This is a genomic window from Mucilaginibacter sp. P4_G9 (assembly GCF_056400985.1).
The window spans coordinates 1-3,404 of record NZ_JBFUKF010000492.1 but is presented as its reverse complement, the minus strand read 5'-3'; the positions used below and the strand labels follow the sequence as shown (position 1 = coordinate 3,404).

Below are 3,404 nucleotides of genomic sequence, written 5' to 3'. Positions count from 1 at the left end.
ATAATGTACCGTGCCATTTACGCCTGGGAATTCACCTAATTTGTGCGCGGGCGATTCTTCCAGTTTTTTAGGGAATGTCATTGGCAACTTGCCTGATGGGTTAACTTCACCAAAAATGACCTTAGCTAAAGCATTGCCACCTTCCATACCGGGGTACCAGCCTTCAATAATGGCTTTAGTTTGGCTTACCCACTGGCTAATATCTATCGGGCCGCCGCCCATTAATACCACAACAGTGTTAGGATTGGCTTTCAGTACAGCTTTGATCAGTTCGTCCTGACCAAAAGGCATGTTCATGTTGGGTTTATCAACACCCTCTGCATCAAAAGCATTATCACCCCATGCATTGTAATCGTAGCCATGCGTCCATCCGCAAAATATGATCGCTGCATCGGCTTTTGTGGCCGCGTCAACAGCTTGTTGTATTAACTGCGGATCGGCAACGGCGTCTTTTGCTATTTTATAACCCTGGGCATACTGAATGTTTACTGAATTACCCAATAGGTTTTTCAACCCATGCAGCGGAGTAATTTCATATTTAGCCTTGACCTGTGAACTGCCTCCGCCGAGAGCATTCTCGCGGTCGGCATTATTGCCTATAACGGCTATACTTTTTACCACCGACTTTTTAAGCGGCAGTACCTGGCCTTCATTTTTTAATAATACAATACCCTCTTCGGCTATTTTTAATGCTGTTTGTTGGTGCCTGGCTGTATTGTAAGCTCCGGGTGTGCGGGTTGTACCGTCAAGCATGTGGGTTTTGTACATTATCCGCAGTATTCGTCTCACTTTATCGTCAATAAGGGCAATTGATATTTTGCCGCTTTTAACAAGGCTGATCACGGTATCGCCCATAAAAAACTTATGATAATTGGGATTGGGTAGCATATTCAGGTCAGTACCCATCTCCAGGTCGGTACCATTTTGCAGAGCTTCCATGGTATTGTGCACGGCGCCCCAATCGCTCATTAAAACGCCTTTAAATCCCCACTCCCCTTTCAGTATCTTGTTTATCAGGTACGCATTCTCCGTAGCATACTGTCCCCGGAATTTATTATAAGAACCCATGGCGGTATTTACACCTCCAATTGTGATGGCTGCTTTAAAACCCGGCAGGTAAATTTCACGCAGCGCGCGTTCACTCATCTGAACGTCAACGGTTCCCCGGTCAACCTCTTCGTTATTAGCGGCGAAGTGTTTTATACAGGCGGATATACCCTGATCCTGCACCCCTTTAATATAACCAACTGCCATTTGCGACACCAGATAAGGGTCTTCGCTCAGGTACTCAAAATTGCGTCCGTTTAACGGTGATCGTATAATGTTAATACCGGGGCCCAGTATCACGTCCTTGCCCCTGTACTTGGCTTCACTGCCCAATACCGCGCCGAAAGCGTATCCTAACGTAGGGTTCCAGGTAGCGGCCAACGTATTGCCCGTAGGCAAATAGGTGCCTGCATCGTTAACATTGGCAATTGCATCGTAGCCCCGGCCATGCTCTGACCGCACACCATGTGGCCCATCAGACATGACGAGTTCGGGGATTCCTAAGCGTTTTATTCCGCCGGATGTGAATGATGAACTTGCATGTATCATGCTCACCTTTTCCTCTAAAGTCATTTTTTTGATCAGCCGGGTGATCTTGACTTCTGTTGCAGTATTTACCAGGCTTTGCGCTTTGGCTGAGCCTACTGTTAGCAGTGCTAATGCACAGCCTAAAAGACAACTTTTCTGGGTGTTGGCCATTCTTTATTAAGTATATGTTTATAATTTGTGAGTTACACTGATTTATTTATTCCATCGCGCTTCAAAGCAGAATTGTAGCATGATTGGGTTGATATGGTTACAGTTTGTTTATATTAACAAACTGTGCTAATCGTAAAAAAATGCCAGGGCCCTCTCAAAGGCCCATGGCATCATATAACCAACTAAAACAAACTTTTATTTAATTTTTACGATTCGGATATTATCAATCGCGGCTTCAAACGAGGCGACGGTTGTTGTTCCATTGTTTACAAAGAAAAAGTTTACGCCACCTGCTCCGCCCGAGCCAAGTAAATCAGTCAGGCTTGCGGCTGGTAAGCCCTTGCTGTCTACAAAGCTTGATAATGGCATGGTTACTGTTTGCCAGCCTTTAGTTGTGAACGCGGTTGTTGAGCCATTGCCTTTTTTCCACGGATTGTAGTTGACGGCATAATTCCATGAATAATCCTTTAAAATCCCGATTGTACCGCCTGTCCAGGGCGTAGTTACCGATATTTCAAACTTTAAAGCATAATTACTCACTGCATCCTGCAGGTTAGCGACAGGCACCCACTGAACCGGGTTAAGATTGATTGACCGCGCCCAATTCCACCAGGAACCATCTCCGCCACCAACGTTCGATGCATTCATTATACCATAATTGCCGTTGTTGCCGGGATAAGTTGCCGAATTGTTTGAACTTCCGGATCCCCAACTGAAATTATTGACGTTATCGTAATTATTCAGCACACCGTCAACAAAATCATGCACCTTATAAACGGTAGCAGCCGAGCCTGATTTTGTGGTAACGGAAACAATTCCGCCGGTTTGCGTTACCGCGGTAGGCACGACTAATTTAATGGCTGTACCATCATTTGATGAGGTATAACCGGTTACGGGCAAACCTGCATAAGTTAAACTTTGAACGTAGAAAAAGTTCAACCCGTTGATGGTAACAGAATCTCCGGGATTGGCGTCCTCATTTGAAATACCGGAAATTGTGGGTGCGGGAGCTACAATGGGAAAAGAGAAGGTGGTTTCGCCATGTGTAGTAACATAACGTATGGTATTTAGCTGCTTTGTAGCTACTGTTGGGAAAGCGATAACAGCAGGGATCAATGCGATAGCGCTGGTATCAGAGAACCAGGCGTCATTAAAAGAAGCCGCAACGCCATCAAAATAAATATTCAACGCGCCTTTTAAGTTGTGACCGGAAATAACAACCCACTGGCCGGTGCCAACTTTGCTTAAAAGGGAATCGCCGGGATGTGCAACATAATTACGTATGGATGTAATGGCAGGCATCCCGGTAGATGACGATGCTTCTTTTTTGCAGCCTGACTGAGCAAAAAGCATCACCGTCGCGGATAAAACAAACAATAAATGATAGTGGCTTATTTGAAGTAGCTTTTTCATAATTTTTTATTTGGTAAAAAATGATTTTAATTTTATTTATAATAGGCCACCGGCGCCTGCAATAATAAGGGGTCGGCAGTTTGATCATTCGCCGGTATCGGCAAGGTGAAATTTGCAATGGTGGCAGGCGTAATGACCATGCCATTTGGTACAGGTGTTTTTATACCTGTACCTGGATCATACGAAAACTGCTGCCTGATTTGCTTGTTAAGCGACTTAACCGCTTCCTGGGGGTTGTAGTACGA

2 protein-coding genes and 1 pseudogene are annotated in these 3,404 nt (G+C 44.9%); all 3 read right to left on the bottom strand.

The window, feature by feature from the left end; all coding sequences use genetic code 11:
- A partial coding sequence (locus tag AC1DPZ_RS24290; protein WP_477408331.1) for a glycoside hydrolase family 3 C-terminal domain-containing protein occupies positions 1-1,746 on the bottom strand: 1,746 nt, incomplete at its 3' end.
- A 195-nt stretch (positions 1,747-1,941) separates the two neighbouring features.
- A complete protein-coding gene (locus tag AC1DPZ_RS24285) occupies positions 1,942-3,159 on the bottom strand; it encodes a glycan-binding surface protein (protein ID WP_477408329.1) in 1,218 nt (405 codons plus the stop codon).
- A gap of 32 nt (positions 3,160-3,191) precedes the next feature.
- A pseudogene (locus AC1DPZ_RS24280) lies at positions 3,192-3,404 on the bottom strand (RagB/SusD family nutrient uptake outer membrane protein); the annotation flags it as partial.